General features: G+C 40.5%; 15 protein-coding genes. 9 read left to right on the top strand and 6 right to left on the bottom strand.

Features of this window, described 5'->3' with window-relative positions; genetic code table 11:
- Nucleotides 1-11: 11 nt before the first annotated feature.
- On the bottom strand, nucleotides 12-1,286 hold the full coding sequence (gene bioA, locus AAC000_RS12925; protein ID WP_339723316.1) for an adenosylmethionine--8-amino-7-oxononanoate transaminase: 1,275 nt from the start codon (nucleotides 1,284-1,286) through the stop codon (nucleotides 12-14).
- Nucleotides 1,287-1,394: 108 nt separating this feature from the next.
- Here bioA and bioB point away from each other — a divergent pair, with 108 nt between their 5' ends.
- From bioB to AAC000_RS12950, 5 genes are all read left to right on the top strand, one after another.
- Nucleotides 1,395-2,504, top strand: a complete 1,110-nt coding sequence (gene bioB, locus AAC000_RS12930) for a biotin synthase BioB (protein WP_339723204.1) — start codon at nucleotides 1,395-1,397, stop codon at nucleotides 2,502-2,504.
- Entirely contained in the window at nucleotides 2,504-3,706 is a 1,203-nt protein-coding gene (locus AAC000_RS12935) for an 8-amino-7-oxononanoate synthase (protein WP_339723205.1), read from the top strand. Before bioB ends, AAC000_RS12935 begins: the two co-directional genes overlap by 1 nt.
- Nucleotides 3,703-4,527 carry a methyltransferase domain-containing protein gene (locus AAC000_RS12940; RefSeq protein WP_339723206.1) on the top strand — a complete coding sequence of 275 codons (825 nt, stop codon included), beginning with the start codon at nucleotides 3,703-3,705 and terminating at the stop codon, nucleotides 4,525-4,527. Before AAC000_RS12935 ends, AAC000_RS12940 begins: the two co-directional genes overlap by 4 nt.
- A 27-nt stretch (nucleotides 4,528-4,554) precedes the next feature.
- Nucleotides 4,555-5,340, top strand: a complete 786-nt coding sequence (gene bioD / locus AAC000_RS12945; RefSeq protein ID WP_339723207.1) for a dethiobiotin synthase — start codon at nucleotides 4,555-4,557, stop codon at nucleotides 5,338-5,340.
- Between the two features lie 307 nt (nucleotides 5,341-5,647).
- Entirely contained in the window at nucleotides 5,648-6,091 is a 444-nt protein-coding gene (locus AAC000_RS12950) for a hypothetical protein (protein WP_339723208.1), read from the top strand.
- A 95-nt stretch (nucleotides 6,092-6,186) separates the two neighbouring features.
- Here AAC000_RS12950 and AAC000_RS12955 read toward each other — a convergent pair whose 3' ends face one another.
- The 4 genes from AAC000_RS12955 to pepE form a co-directional block, all read right to left on the bottom strand.
- Nucleotides 6,187-6,966, bottom strand: coding sequence for a hypothetical protein (locus tag AAC000_RS12955; protein ID WP_339723209.1), 780 nt, complete (start codon nucleotides 6,964-6,966; stop codon nucleotides 6,187-6,189).
- Between the two features lie 133 nt (nucleotides 6,967-7,099).
- Nucleotides 7,100-7,474, bottom strand: coding sequence for a GntR family transcriptional regulator (locus tag AAC000_RS12960; RefSeq protein ID WP_339723210.1), 375 nt, complete (start codon nucleotides 7,472-7,474; stop codon nucleotides 7,100-7,102).
- A 309-nt stretch (nucleotides 7,475-7,783) separates the two neighbouring features.
- Nucleotides 7,784-9,130 carry an MATE family efflux transporter gene (locus AAC000_RS12965; RefSeq protein ID WP_339723211.1) on the bottom strand — a complete coding sequence of 449 codons (1,347 nt, stop codon included), beginning with the start codon at nucleotides 9,128-9,130 and terminating at the stop codon, nucleotides 7,784-7,786.
- Nucleotides 9,131-9,380: 250 nt separating this feature from the next.
- On the bottom strand, nucleotides 9,381-10,067 hold the full coding sequence (gene pepE / locus AAC000_RS12970) for a dipeptidase PepE (RefSeq protein ID WP_339723212.1): 687 nt from the start codon (nucleotides 10,065-10,067) through the stop codon (nucleotides 9,381-9,383).
- 141 nt (nucleotides 10,068-10,208) lie between these two features.
- On the opposite strand from pepE, the gene AAC000_RS12975 reads away from it, so the two are divergent.
- The 4 genes from AAC000_RS12975 (at nucleotide 10,209) to AAC000_RS12990 (ending at nucleotide 14,423) form a co-directional block, all read left to right on the top strand.
- Nucleotides 10,209-10,685, top strand: a complete 477-nt coding sequence (locus AAC000_RS12975) for a low molecular weight protein-tyrosine-phosphatase (protein WP_339723213.1) — start codon at nucleotides 10,209-10,211, stop codon at nucleotides 10,683-10,685.
- Nucleotides 10,686-10,816: 131 nt separating this feature from the next.
- Nucleotides 10,817-12,160: a 3-deoxy-7-phosphoheptulonate synthase class II gene (locus tag AAC000_RS12980; RefSeq protein ID WP_339723214.1), complete on the top strand. Its 1,344-nt coding sequence runs from the start codon at nucleotides 10,817-10,819 to the stop codon at nucleotides 12,158-12,160.
- 109 nt (nucleotides 12,161-12,269) lie between these two features.
- Nucleotides 12,270-12,500 carry a FeoA family protein gene (locus tag AAC000_RS12985; RefSeq protein WP_339723215.1) on the top strand — a complete coding sequence of 77 codons (231 nt, stop codon included), beginning with the start codon at nucleotides 12,270-12,272 and terminating at the stop codon, nucleotides 12,498-12,500.
- A 108-nt stretch (nucleotides 12,501-12,608) separates the two neighbouring features.
- A complete protein-coding gene (locus AAC000_RS12990; protein ID WP_339723216.1) occupies nucleotides 12,609-14,423 on the top strand; it encodes a ferrous iron transporter B in 1,815 nt (604 codons plus the stop codon).
- A 1-nt stretch (nucleotide 14,424) separates the two neighbouring features.
- Here AAC000_RS12990 and AAC000_RS12995 read toward each other — a convergent pair whose 3' ends face one another.
- Nucleotides 14,425-14,898 carry an NYN domain-containing protein gene (locus AAC000_RS12995; protein ID WP_339723217.1) on the bottom strand — a complete coding sequence of 158 codons (474 nt, stop codon included), beginning with the start codon at nucleotides 14,896-14,898 and terminating at the stop codon, nucleotides 14,425-14,427.
- Nucleotides 14,899-15,262: the final 364 nt, after the last annotated feature.

The following is a 15,262-nucleotide window of genomic DNA, read 5'->3' on the forward strand; positions in this document are numbered from 1 at the left end:
TATTTCACGTCCTATTTTAGGACGTGGTAAATGGCTTGAGTCAATTGTGTCAGTTGTGGTGGCGCAATAATATAGGGGGGCATGATATACACTAGTTTACCGAATGGTCGGATCCATACACCTTGCTTCACTAAGGCTTTTTGTAACTCAGCCACGTTAACAGCAGACTTGCATTCTACAACACCAATAGCGCCCAGTACTCTCACATCCGCGACTGCTTCTAAATCCATGCACTGTGCTAATTCAGTTCGAAGTTGTTTTTCAATCTGAGATACTTGTGTTTGCCAAACATTTTGTTGAATGATTTTTAAGCTTGCATTGGCGACAGCGCAGGCAAGGGCATTGCCCATAAATGTTGGGCCATGCATAAACACGCCAGGCTCACCTTGGCATACTCCTTGGGCCACATCTTCAGAACAAATTGTGGCAGCCAATGTCATATAGCCCCCAGTTAAAGCTTTACCTAAACACATAATATCGGGGCTGATATCGGCATGTTCACAAGCAAATAATTTGCCGGTACGGCCAAAACCCGTGGCAATTTCATCACAAATTAACAGTAGGTTGTAATCGTCACAAAGTTGCCTGCAACGTTTTAAATATTCTGGGTGGTAAATGCGCATTCCGCCGGCATTTTGCACTATGGGCTCAATGATAAGAGCTGCTAATTCATTGTGATGAGCCTGAATAAGTTGCTCTAGTGGTTTGATGTCGTCTTCATTCCACTGTTTGTCAAAGCGAGTTTGTGGAGCCGGTGCAAAGATTTGTTGCGCTAAGGCGTCTGTAAATAAGCTGTGCATGCCATTTATTGGATCACATACAGACATTGCCGCAAATGTATCACCATGATATCCGTTACGTGGTGTGATAAATCTGTGTTTATTGGTGTTGCCTTGACACGCCCAATATTGCAAAGCCATTTTCATTGCCACTTCAACTGAAACAGATCCTGAATCAGCCAGAAAAACGCGGTCAAGGCCTTGGGGTGTGATATTCACTAAAGTTCGACAGAGATCAATGGCTGGCTGATGAGTTAGCCCACCAAACATTACATGGGCAAATTCATCCACTTGATTTTTTATGGCTTGATTTAGTTCGGGATGGTTATAACCATGAATAGCTGTCCACCAAGATGCTACGCCGTCCACCAGTTTTTCACCTGACGCTAAGTGGATATATACCCCTTCTGCTCGTTTTACTTCGTAGCAGGGAAGAGGATTAATTGCAGAGGTATAAGGATGCCAAATGTGTTGTTGATCAAAGAGTAAATTTTGATTGGTCAAAATGTGTTCGCTTGTAAAGTTTTGAGTTTAAATTAAGTTGACAATGCTGCCCTGCGCCATAGACTAAGCGCCTTGAATCATTTAGTAAAGTCTGAAATAAAAGGTTGTGCCATGTCTTTAAATTCTGAGCCTCTAAGCTCTTCGTCATCACTCAATCACGCTAGCATTCGTCATGACTGGACTATTGAAGAGGTGAACTCCCTTTTTAATCTGCCGTTTAACGACTTGATGTTTCAAGCACAAACAATACACAGACAATATTTTGATCCCAATCAAGTGCAAGTGAGCACTTTGTTGTCGATTAAAACCGGCGCATGCCCTGAAGATTGTAAGTATTGTCCGCAAAGTGCACGTTATGATACAGGCCTAGAAAAAGAACGCTTAATGGAAGTTGAAAAGGTCATTCAGCGCGCCAAAGAAGCTAAACAAGCTGGCTCTACACGTTTTTGTATGGGAGCCGCATGGCGTAATCCACGTGAAAGAGACATGCCTTATGTTACCGAGATGGTCAAAGAAGTGAAAAAGCTGGGTTTAGAAACCTGTATGACCTTAGGTATGTTAACCCGTGACCAAGCGTTGGCATTGAAACAAGCAGGCCTTGATTATTACAATCATAACCTCGATACCTCTCCAGAATTTTATGGCGATATTATTACCACTCGCACTTATCAAGACAGGTTAGACACCTTAGACAACGTCCGAGGCGCGGGCATGAATGTCTGCTCTGGCGGCATAGTCGGTATGGGTGAAACCGCTTCTGACCGCTCAGGTCTATTAATGCAATTGGCTAACCTTGAACATCATCCAGAAAGTGTGCCTATTAATATGTTAGTCAAAGTGAAAGGCACACCTATGGAGAATGTAGAAGACTTAGATTATTTCGAGTTTATTCGTACTATCGCTATTGCTAGGATCATGATGCCAAAATCCTATGTACGTTTATCTGCTGGTCGGGAAGCGATGAATGAACAAATGCAAGCCATGTGTTTTATGGCGGGGGCAAATTCAATCTTTTATGGCTGCAAGTTGTTAACCACTTCAAACCCTGAAACACATGAAGATGTGATGTTATTTAAAAAGTTGGGGATCAATTCAGCGCAAACCCGAGATTATTCTGATGAAGCACATGAAGCGGCATTGTTAGAAGAAATTGAAGACAAAACCACTGAAAATTTATTTTATGATGCCTCCAGTAAACAAGCTGAAACTGTTGCAGGCTAATGGCATTTGACTTTATCGCTGCGGCCTTAGATAAGCGCCGCAGCGAAGGACTGTTTCGTTCGCGCAAAACCGTAGATTCAGCCGCAGGCCCAATGATTGAAATTGGCGGGCAGCACTATATTAATTTTTCCAGCAACGATTATTTAGCGATGCGTCGTTCTAGCGTGGTAATGCAAGCGTGGGTTGATGGTGTGAGTGAGTATGGTGGCGGCAGTGGTGCGTCACCTTTAGTTACGGGTTATACCAATGCGCATCAGGCTTTAGAAGATTATTTGGCAACAGAACTTAAGCGAGACAAAGTCTTATTGTTTAATTCAGGTTTTGCTGCCAATCAAGCTGTGTGCCAAGCATTGTTTGGTCATAAACACAGTGATCAGCAAGATCTGATTATTGCCGACAAGCTGATGCATGCTTCTTTTATCGAAGGAGCGCAAGGATCTTTGGCTAAGTTATCTCGCTTTAAACATAACGATCTGAAGCACTTGCAAATATTGTTAGATACTATTAATGCACCCCAAGCACAAAATACTATAGTGGCCACCGAAGGCGTCTTTAGTATGGATGGCGATCAAGCTCCCTTACCTGAAATAGTGGCTATGAGTCACCATGCCAACGCCTGGTTGATGGTTGATGATGCCCATGGATTTGGTACCTTAGGCGAAAATGGTAGGGGCGTGATAGAAGCCCATAATCTGTCGCAACAACAAGTGCCTATATTGATGGCTACTTTTGGAAAAGCGATAGGCACAGCGGGCGCATTTGTGGCTGGTAGCCATGATTTCATCGACTATTTGATTAACTTTGCCAAGCATTATATCTACAGCACGGCTATGCCAGCCGCACAGGCTTATGCCACCTTAATGAGCTTACAAGCTAAACTAGGTAACGAGCGTCGCAGTATTCTTGCCCAGCGAATTGCGCTGTTTAAATCATTGGCCAAGCAAGCCGGATTACCACTATTACCCTCCAACTCGGCAATCCAACCTTTACTTATTGGTGATGCGCAAAAAGCGTCTTTAGCAAGTGACAAACTTAAGGCCTTGGGACTATGGGTGACGGCAATACGCTACCCTACAGTGCCTAAACATACTGATAGATTGCGTATTACCCTTACAGCGGCTCACGAACCCCGGGACATTGAAGCCTTAATTGATGCGTTACAGATTGTATTGCAAAAAGATAACGAGGTACTTGGGGGATGACTAATACTTCTATTGCTAGTCGTAATAAAATTCGCATCGCCCAGCAATTTAGTCGTGCTGCTAACACTTATAATTCAGCCGCGGATGTACAGTTGGATATAGCCTTTGACGCATTGGCGTATCTACCTTCCCATTATCAAAATGGCCTAGATATTGGCTGTGGAACAGGGCGAATTAGTCAACAACTTAGTACAAGATGCGATAGGTTAATCGCCATGGACTTAGCCTTTGGCATGTTGGCATACGCTCAAAAAAATAATGTTGTAGCCGACCCATCTATTTGTTGGTTACAAGGTGACGCAGATTGTTTGCCATTGGCGGATGATTCAGTTGATATGCTGTTTTCGTCTATGGCTTTGCAATGGGCTGACAATCAGCAAAAAGTCATGGCCGAAATCACCCGAGTTTTGGCAGCAGGTTCAAATGCTATATTGGCCATTATGTGTGATGGGTCATTTAAGCAACTAAATGATACTTGGTTAAATATCGACAATCATCGTCATGTGAATAACTTTGCCACAGCCCAGTCTTGGTGTGATGCGGCAAGATCACAAGGGTTGCAGGTGAATATGCAAGAAAAACGGTATGTGACTTGGCACCAGGATATTAGGAAATTATTATCTTCAATCAAGTCCATTGGTGCAAATGTAGTGTTAAAAAGTCAAAATTTAGAGCCAACGGACGCTAGGCTTCATCAAGGTAAAAACCTCCTCAACCGGGAGACCTTGCAACATCTTGAAACCTATTATCAGCAAAAATACGCTGAAAATAGGCAACTTCCTCTGACATATCAGGTCTGCTTTTTACACTGCAGTAAATAATTTCAATTCGTAGTTAAATAGGATTCCATGGGACATTTATCAGTTAAACGTCGTGCTTTTTTTGTAACCGGTACAGATACCGAAGTGGGTAAAACCTTTGTCAGTGAAGCATTACTCATATTACTCAATAAAAAAGGTTTGTTAACCTGTGGTTATAAACCTATCGCGGCAGGTTGCGAGCGGACACCTGAAGGCTTACGTAATGAAGATGCCTTAGCCTTGCAACAGCATTCCAGTATTGATTTACATTATGATGAAGTGAACCCTATTGCTTTTGAAGCGGCGATTGCGCCGCACTTAGCGGCGCAAAATTTAAGTGCAGACACCACCTCTCAGCCTATCTCTATTGATACCGTGCGTGAAGGGTTTAATTGTATATTTCAGAAACATCCTGATGTGATAATTGTAGAGGGCGCGGGGGGCTGGCGTTTACCATTAGGTATCGATTATGAAGGTCAACCAAGATACTTATCAGAGTTTGTAGTGGAACAAAATCTGTCGGTCATTTTAGTTGTGGGTATGCGTTTAGGGTGTTTGAATCATGCCGTATTAACAGCCGAATGCATTCGCAACGACGGCTTAAAAATAGCGGGCTGGGTCGCCAACCAAATGGAGCCCGATATGCCCTATTTAGATGAAAATGTTGATAGTTTAAAAAGCCTATTGGATGCGCCGTTTCTTGGCTTGGTGCCAAGAGTAAACACAGCAGAACAAGCTAGCGCCTACCTTGATTTGTCTGCCATTGATATTATAAATAGTGAGAAAGGGTCATTCGATTTATTTGGTTTAATGGTAAAATCTGATTTTGTTTAGTCTCTTTGCACATTCAGTGGTTTGTATTTCCTTTTATTTCTCCATGGCACTCAATTTCTGCCTTCTTTGTGCGCCAAAAATAATTCAGTATACAAAATAATCAAGACCATTGAAGACTAATCAATTGCCAAAAAAAAAGCCTGATGGGCATCAGGCTTAAAAATGAGAACACACATAAAAACTATACAATCAGACGACTAATATCAGCATAAGTTCAATTGTTTGCTTATAATTTTTCAAAAGGCATAGTTGTATCGCTTCAGGAGCGTTTTAACGCTGATTAATACAATTTTAATTATGGACTTTTGTGGTTAAAGCAAGACGTTACATTTTTAGAGGTCAATCTGATTTTATGGACATAGTTATACGCAATATCGCAAATGAATTTGTCGTAGTTGATCCAGATAAAAAGGCTACAGTTGAACCCGTTGATCCAATGCTTTATCAGAGAATCGAAAAAAATTATGAGGGTTTTAAATCTCATGAGCTGATTTCATCTTATGAATTTAGCTGTGATTGGAATACATGGGAAATTCACCCCCATGGCGACGAAATTGTTCTCTTGTTATCAGGAGAAATAACGTTAATTCTACAGCTTAATGGCGGACAAAAATCAGTTACTTTAACGGAGTTAGGTTCTTACATAATTGTACCCAAAGGTATATGGCATACTGCGAAAACGATAGTTCCAAGTAAACTTTTATTTATTACCCCAGGTGAGGGGACCTTAAATAAAGATGTACCAGAATAAAAATATTTGTCGCCAATAACACCTAAATCACAAAACACTTGGCCGTGATCAACCGCGATTAATGAATGCATGTTGCTAGCTATGACTTTTAATTTCTAATTGTTATTCGGAATAGTATTCTTGTACACCTCAAAGTTAACCTCTTTAGGTGTGGTAAGTTTAAGCATGGCACCGGTGCTAAGTAACACTACACTTTGCCAATATAAGCTATTTATTAAGGGCTCCCAATTGTCAATTGAATAATGCTCTGCACATCGATTAATAATAAAAAACATGCTCACCAGAATACTTACTGAGGTATAAGAACGAAATACTGCACTGATCATTGTGTGTCTATCTTTTGGGGATTGATGTGGATCTAACTTTTTGCCTCGTAGTAACACATAACCTAGTCCAACAAATAACCCGTTACACAACAGCATAGAACCAACTAATACCAATATATCTGAAGAAATATTGAAATCATTAAGACTTAACATGACAAAAATACAAACAAAAAACATAGCGACAGCTGACAATAATCGAGCTGCAGAAAGATAGTTAAATACACTTCTAGGGCTAAGGTCTGCATGGCGTTTGGTTTGCACATCCAGGTTGCGCATTAACTTAAATTGTTTAATAGCTGATACTTCTAGCATCAAGAAGGGAATAGCTTGCAGCATGCCGTAGGCAAAGGGCAAAGCATCCAAATTTTTTAGTTGAATATTTCCAAGTTGCATAGCAATAACAACACTTATCAAAATGGCTAATCCAATAATCAGTAACCCCCTATTAAGTAACTTATAGAGTATTTTACCTTCAAGAGTTTTTTCATAACCTTTGGGGTATAACTTAGCGTACTTATCTGCTGGGTAATGTTTAAATATGTAATCCATACGGCTCAAAATTCTTTTTGGGTAGTGATAAGAAATCAAGCATATTTGGCTAAAAAAAGCGCTGAAAAATATTAATTCTATCCACATGTTTAAGTCCTCTTTAAATCTTTTTTGTCTAATTATTTAGGCAATATCATTTGTCATTTAATACATTGCTGAAAGTGATCCGCATTTCGGAATCTGTCACTCCGGCCGCTTTCATCTTTTCAATAAACTCTTCAAATTGGCTGGTCATCCATGCCTTAAGATCAATCTGACAGTTATCTTTTGCATCTGGGTGTACAAAAGTACCTCGGTAACCTCTACTTTGAATGACTGCATCCCTTTCTAATAACTTGTATGCCTTGGAGACCGTTTTACTGTTTACGTCCAAGTCATTAGCCAATTGCCTAATAGAAGGCAATGGATCACCAGGTTTCACTTTATCTGCAGCCACGGCTTGCTTAATTTGTGCAACTAGCTGAGAAAAAATTGGCATAGGATCATCTATATCAATGGTTATTTGCATAAAACTGATATGCTCCAGTTGTTCCGTGTGTTGTTATGGTACATGTGGTGTTTGGTTTGTGCAAACTTTATTCGATATTTATTATTTGCAAGTGTTTAAAATGACTTAGATCAAGGCTAACTTTGGAGATATATTGTCGCTATGGTGAATGGCACTAATCCACAACCTATTGAAGATATCTAATTGATTTTATATTGAGGGATTGACGGGCGACCTAGATTGATCGACATGAGTGTTATGTTTATAGACCTAGCAGTCATGGTAATTGAGTTAGGGTCATGCCGTCACTGTTCGCTCATTTGTTTAAAGTTAAACTTCTAATTGCCCCTTTGTTGTCCATTTTTCTCCTTGCCAACGCGCAATCATAATAAGCCCTCTTGCCCACTCATCTAAACCAATTGCAATCCAAATGCCCACTAGCCCCCAAGCCCAATAAATGCCTAAAAGATAGGCCGACAACACGCCTATTCCCCACATAGCAAGTATGCCCACCTTAACAGGGAAAAACACATCGCCAGCGCCTTTTAATGCGGCAATCACAATGAGATTAATGGCTCGGCCCGACTCTAAAAACAAAGACACTATCAACAAAAGTGCGATGAGTTGTTGGGTTTGGTAATCGTTACTGAAAATTGCCGCAATAGGGTGTCGCGCGATTATCATGGCTAAGGTCACACTAAAGGAGATGGCGACACCTAACATCCAGTATTTGTGTACATTTGATTTGAGCTCTGCAAAGCGCCCTTGGCCTACATAAAAGCTACTTAAAATTTGTGCGCCATTGCCTAAAGACAATGAAAATACAAACATAAACCTAGCCGCTGTTTGCACAATGGCGGCGGCAGCCAATGCCACGGTTCCAAGCTGGGCTACAAAAAACATAATGGTTATTTGCGCCATATTATAAGAAATACTTTCGCCAGCATTAGGTAAACCAATTTTTAATATTTGCTTCAATTTGATTAGTTCAGGTTTAAAAATCGCTGTAAAACTAAGTGGGATTTTATGATATTTAATGACATACCAGCACATAAGGGCGCTAATTATTTGACTAATCACAGTGGCAAAAGCCACCCCAACCACTCCTGTTTGCGGCAAATCAAAAGGTGGATATAACGCAAAATAGTTACCCACTAAATTAATCAACCCTGCTATTACTTGGATCACCATGGGGGACTTGGTGTAGCCGTAGGCTCTTAATATACTTGAAAACATAATGCTCAGTGACATGCCAATGGAAAACCCGCCTAAAATAACGGCGTACTGAATGGCAAATTTTTCTACATCAGGAGCGAGATTAAAGGTGTGTATAAAAGTTGGACTTCCAAGAAGAAAAACAAGGCCAATTAGAATAGAAAGGGCTAACGACATCAGTAGACTGTTTTGTGAATAGTGTTGCGCTTGTAGTGTCTTGTTTGCGCCTAAATGCTGACCAATCAACACTGCGCCACCAGACGACACAATGCTATAACTTAATATTAAGAAAAAGATAAAATGGCCGGTTAGCCCCACAGCTGCAACTGCCGCTTGGGAATACTGAGTGAGCATAAACACATCTATCGACATCAAGCTCATTCGCATTAACTGTTCGACGAATATTGGCCACACTAAGGTTTTAATATTCATTCTTTGAGCGATTGAGACAATTTTCGACATTGACCCCCCAGGTCAGATAAAAACGCGATTATAGCCTGTTAACCTGAAATAAATGCTGTAAAACGTAAAGTCGTAATGCTGTAGCGAAATATTTCAATCAGGTGGCACCAAGGTGACGGCTGACTATGGTTTTTGGCTAAAATTGAATATAAAAGAAAAACCAATAACTGTTATCTCAGGGACCTTTAGTTGCCGCTATACAGGACTCTGACTTGAAGTAGACTCTGGAAAAGGCTATTTGCCCCCTAAATTAAAGTGTTAAATACTGACTCAAATCCTTATTGGGCTCAATCACGCTTTGGGACACACCTTCAAACACCACTCCATCTAATTGACCTTTCATAACCAAGGTATCACCTTGTAATAACAATGCACTGCCTTCACGAATACCAATAACAGGCATCTTAGGATTTAAAATACAAAATTCTTGAATACGTTGGGCACGAGTTTCACCGTTGTGGCCGGGTGCTTGGTAGTCAGTGTAGTGTGGGTTGATTTGAAAAGGCACAAAATTTAAGGCGTCGAAACTAGGTGGTTGCACTATAGGCATGTCGTTAGTGGTGCGAATACTACGACCACAGATATTTGCGCCTGCGCTCCAGCCTACATAAGGTGTGCCTTGGTTGATCTGCTTCTTTACTGCTGCTATCAAGTCTTGTTGGTATAGTTCGTTTAGCAAATTAAAGGTGTTGCCTCCTCCCACCACTATGGCTTGGGCGTTTTCTAAAGCCTTTGATGCGTTGGAAAATTGATGGATGCCAATTACGTTATAATTGGGGAGGGCGCTTTGCACTTTTGCTGTGTAGTCGTCCCAGCTGATTGAGACACCAGCAAAGGGAATAAATACAAGTTCTTTGATTGTCAGTAAGTGTTGATTAAGCATGGGGATAGCATGCTCTAGATAATCTTCATTACCCACACGAGAGCTGCTCAACATAAGCACACTTAGATTCATTTTTAAATTATTCCGTATTACCACTAGACGCACAATTATAGACAGATAGAATAGTTTGCATAGGGGCTATTGATCTTTCATATCCCCCAAGAGCAACCCACTAATCATAATTTAGGTCACATCATGTCTGCTAACACTCTCTCGGTACTTTTTGTTTGTTTGGGTAATATTTGTCGTTCACCTAGTGCTGAAGCCGTGTTTAAGAAAAAAGCCGCAGACCAAGGGGTTATAATTGAAATTGACTCGGCTGGTACTGCGGGTTATCACAAAGGGGCGGCACCTGATAAACGTGCTCAAGCTGTGGGCGAGGAAAGAGGTTACAGTTTTAAAGGATTAAAATGTCGCAAAGTGGTTGAGCAAGACTTTGAAAAATTTGATTATGTTTTGGGTATGGATAACGAAAACGTGGCTAATCTATTGGAAATATGTCCTGAAGAGTTGCAACACAAAGTGGCGTTATTTTTAAGTTTTGGTCAATCTAAAGAACAAGAAGTACCAGACCCTTATTATGGTGGTAAAGGTGGGTTTGAATATGTGCTAGATTTAATTGAACAAGGCGCAGATGATTTTGTGCAACATCTTAAATCCACGCAACCATAAGTTATCCCTATATAGTTTAAGAATAAATGCGTTTGTGATTGAAATTTTAGGTTATTCCCTCTAAATTCTCGTCCCAGTTTGTCGGTTTGTTTTTTAATCGACTACCTTATACCCATTAAAAAGGAAAAATCGTGAGTCATTGGCAACCAGATAGTTGGCGTTCAAAGCCCATTTTGCAACAACCTACCTATGAAGATAAACAACACCTCAAACAGGTTGAAGACACCCTAGGCAGTTATCCTCCTTTAGTATTTGCTGCTGAAACTCGTGATCTCTATAAACAATTGGGCAATGTTGCAGAAGGTAATGGGTTTTTGTTGCAGGGCGGTGATTGCGCGGAATCTTTTGACGAGTTTAATGCTCCCAAAATTCGCGATACGTTCAAAGTTATATTGCAAATGGCTATTGTGTTGACCTATGCGGGTCGTTGCCCAGTTACTAAAGTTGCACGTATGGCAGGTCAATATGCTAAACCTCGTTCTGGAGATTTTGAAACCATTGATGGGGTATCGTTACCTAGCTACCGTGGCGATATTATTAACAGCTTTGAATTTACTGAAGCGTCTCGTAAACCTGATCCGCAGCGTATGATTGAAGCTTATCACCGTGGTGCGTCGACTCTAAATTTATTACGTGCCTTTGCACAAGGTGGTTTAGCTGATTTACATGAAGTTAATCGCTGGAATATGGCGTTTGTAGAAAACAATCCTTTAAAAGAACGTTACCATGATCTAGCGCTACGTATTCAAGACTCATTAGAGTTTATGAATGTCATGGGCATTAATTCAATCAACACTCCTACCTTACATGAAACTAGTTTGTATACCTCTCATGAAGCTTTGTTACTGAACTATGAACAGGCTTTGACTCGAGTGGATACACTGACAGGCAATTGGTACAACTGTTCAGCGCATATGTTATGGATTGGTGAGCGTACTCGTCAACTAGATCATGCACACTTAGAGTTTTTCCGGGGAATTCACAATCCAATTGGTGTCAAAGTCGGGCCGAGTATGCAAGAAGATGAATTAATTCAGCTGATTGACGCGCTCAACCCAAATAATGACGCAGGTCGACTGACATTGATAACCCGTATGGGGGCAGACAATCTAGAACAGAATTTACCTAAACTTTTACGTAGAGTTAAACAAGAAGGCCGTAAAGTCGTGTGGAGCTCCGATCCCATGCATGGCAATACGTTTAAGGCTTCAAGTGGTTATAAAACGCGGAATTTCGATGCTATTTTGCGTGAAATTCAGCAGTTTTTTGCAGCTCATAAAGCAGAAGGAACTCACGCTGGTGGAATTCACTTAGAAATGACAGGACAACATGTAACTGAGTGTACTGGTGGCGCATATCAAATAAGTGATGATGATTTAGCAGAAGCCTATAAAACCCAATGTGACCCAAGACTAAATGCTGATCAGGTGTTAGAAATGGCGTTTTTAGTTGCCGATCATTTGCGCCTCGCATAAATCGACTAAAAAAATGTGCTGCTTTGCAATCTGTTGGGTTGCACTGCGGCTGTTTAAAATGATATAAATGATAATTATTTGTATTTGCGCTAATTAGTCTGGTAGTTGTATGACCCTCTGGGAAATTAAAAATAAACAATCTGCTTTAATTGATAGTCTCGATCCCAATCTAGTGCCTGCAGTATTTGAACGTTTAAATGAAATGGGCTTTGCAGCAGGGCAGGCTATACAATGTTTACGTCGTAGTCCGCTGAAAGGCCCCTTAGTATTGCAGGTGGGTGATTGTGTTTATTCTTTAGAGCAAAGTATTGCCAACCGAATCACTATTAGTGTGGCTTAATACTTTGTTTGATGTATTGAGACGTCAGCTATTAGTCCTTAGTTAATTCTACTTCTGTGTCGCTTTTACGCCAATCACCCTGCACCCATTTAATTTGAAAGGCACCCAATGAAAAACATTATCTTGGTTGGCAAACCCAATTCTGGTAAGAGCTTACTGTTTAATCAGCTTACAGGTATGCGCCAAAAAGTGGCGAACTTCCCTGGGGTGACTGTTGAATTAAAAAGTGGTCAATTCGACGAATTTCGATTGATTGACTATCCAGGTACTTACTCACTTAAAAGTTTGTCAAAAGACGAAGAGTTAGCCATCGAAAAGTTACATGATGCGATGCACAATGAAGATACATCGATAATAGTGTGTAATTTAGATGCGACTCGTTTAGAACGCAGTTTAGTGTTTGGATTACAAGTCAGGGATTTAGCCTTTGAACACAATAAAGGTGTGATTTTTGCGCTGAATATGATTGACGAAGTGCAGCGGTTTGGGCATCAAATCGATACTAATAAATTAGCTGCTGACCTGGGTTGTAAGGTGTTTGCCTTATCAGCGAAAACTTTAATTGGCCTGCATGAATTTAAGTTAGGTCTAATTGACGCAGCTAAACATCCACAAGATTTTGTACCGAATAAAACCAAAGATAGTCACACACCTGTATTAGAGATTAGCCGAAAACTGTCTGCCCGATATGGCATTAAAGCCGATGTGGTCTTGAAGCAACAAAACAGAATTGATGACTTTTTGTTAAACAGTGTGTTTGGTGGCTTAATATTCTTAAGCATTATGTTTTTATTGTTTCAAAGTATATTTACTTGGGCCAGTCCATTAATGGATGGTGTTGAAATGATAATGACTGAATTGGCTAGTTTGAGTAGTCAGGTTTTGCCTGAGGGTGTAGTCAACGACTTTGTTAGTGACGCTATGTTTGGTGGTGTGGGGTCGTTTTTGGTTTTTGTACCACAGATAATGGTACTTACCTTAATCATTGGGCTACTTGAAGACAGTGGTTATTTAGCCAGAGCAGCCTTAATTTGCCATAAGCCGTTAAGTTACTTTGGGTTATCTGGAAGGAGTTTTATTCCCTATTTGTCGGGACATGCCTGTGCAATTCCCGCCATAATGGCAGCGCGCACCATTGAATCACCTCGTAAACGTCTTATCACTATGATGACTATACCATTAATGTCATGTTCCGCTCGGTTACCGGTTTATGCTTTATTAATAGCGGTACTGATTCCCGATACTCAGTATTTAGGTGGGCTGATAAACTTACAGGGTATTACCTTCTTTATTTTGTATTTTATTGGGATCGCCACAGCGTTAATGGTGAGCACTTTATTAACTAAGCTCACTGATTTAGATAAAGATAAAGCAGAAATGCCCTTTATATTAGAGCTGCCGACTTATCGATTGCCCCATTGGAAACCCCTAATTCATCGTATTTTAACCAGTGCTAAACAGTTTATTAGGCGAGCTGCGCCCGTTATTTTTATGGTGTCTGTGGTTATTTGGGTTCTAGGGTACTTTCCACAAAATGGAGATTTACAGTCTTCTTATTTGGCTGCATTAGGCCAGTGGATTGAACCAATATTTGCTCCTTTGGGGTTAGATTGGCGTTATGGTGTGGCGATATTAGTTTCATTTTTAGCTCGAGAGGTGTTTGTTGGTGCTCTTGGTACATTATTTGGAATTGAAGGTGCAGATGAGAATATAGCCGGATTAGCGGCTAATATTCAGGCAGATGGACTCACCTTAGGTGCCGGAATTGGGTTGATGTTATTTTATGTAGTGGCGCTGCAATGTGTTGCTACAGTTGCCACCATTAAAGGTGAAACGGGTAGTGGAAAAATAGCTTGGGGGTTATTTGCTGGTTACGGTTTATTAGCCTATTTTATTGCTTGGCTCGCTGTTAGCCTTATCTAGTTTACAGCAACAATTCTGATTCAATTTTGAAGAACTCATCCGCCGCATTGACTAAAGATGTGGCGGTAAGTTGTGGGACACCATAAACTTGGGTTTTACAGGCATATTTCTCTCTTACTTTTTTTAGCAATAAGTCAAAATCGCCGTCACCGGATAATAATATTATGGTATCAGCAGTCTCGGCGGCTTCTAATACGTCAATGGCAATACCTACATCCCAGTCGCCTTTAGCTGAGCCATCACTGCGCTGAATATAGGGTTTCAGTTTAATCTGAAAACCAATATGTTTAAGTGCGCTTTGAAATTTTTGTTGTTGTTCATCCCCCTTATCAATAGCGTAAGCATTCGCCATGATAATGTCGCCTTGATGATTAATGTGTTGCCAAAACCTACGATAGTTAAATTGTCGAGAATACGCTTGTCTGGTGGTGTAGTAGATGTTTTGTACGTCAACAAAAATGGCGATTTTTTCCAAAATTAGACTCTCATTATAAATAAACGCCTTAATGGTACCATTATTCAGGTGTTAGCAGCTATGAACTGGCAGTTGACCATTTAGTCAAATTAATAGTTGATTGTTTATACAAAGCCAAGTATATTGCCCCATGGTCTGTTGAATCTCTCTCAACATAAACCGCGAATGTTATGTCTTTCCTTGATCCAGTCAGCCAACATTAAAAACGTAATCTTTAGGTACCAGCTTATGGGTAATATCCTACTGAATTGCAATAACAAGCTGAATTATCGTACGACGAATTAGTGAGTATTAAACATCGTAGCAAACAATATTTGCAGATGTCTCAACAAGAAGAAACTTAAGGTTTTAGTAGTATCGTCAA

Source organism: uncultured Paraglaciecola sp. (assembly GCF_963977085.1).
Classification (GTDB): domain Bacteria; phylum Pseudomonadota; class Gammaproteobacteria; order Enterobacterales; family Alteromonadaceae; genus Paraglaciecola.